Origin of the sequence: Jiangella endophytica, assembly GCF_003427025.1 — a bacterium.
Taxonomy (GTDB): domain Bacteria; phylum Actinomycetota; class Actinomycetes; order Jiangellales; family Jiangellaceae; genus Jiangella; species Jiangella endophytica.
The window spans coordinates 1-307 of record NZ_QVAI01000081.1 but is presented as its reverse complement, the minus strand read 5'-3'; the positions used below and the strand labels follow the sequence as shown (position 1 = coordinate 307).

At 63.2% G+C, this 307-nt stretch carries 1 protein-coding gene; it reads left to right on the top strand.

Features of this window, described 5'->3' with window-relative positions:
- Positions 1 to 307: hypothetical protein (locus DZA62_RS35355; protein WP_157988123.1), on the top strand; the 307-nt coding region annotated here is incomplete at both ends.

Genomic DNA, 307 nt, shown 5'->3' with positions numbered 1-307 from the left:
CTATCACTTCGACCCCGAGGTCGCCGCTGACGGCAAGTTCCCCGAGTTCTTCGACGGCAAGCCGTTCGTCATGGAGTGGGAGCGCGACTTCATCGCCACGATGGACCTCGACGAGAACGGGAACTACGTCAACGGCTCGCTCACCGAGCAGTTCTTCGGCTTCCGGTTCGACGAGAGCCTCCGGCTGCGCAAGCCGCACGACATGGAGTTCGGTCCCGACGGCAACATGTATCTGATCGAATGGGGCGACGAGTTCAACTTCGGCGGCGGCGGCGTCAACCCCGACTCCGGCCTCTTCCGGATCAGC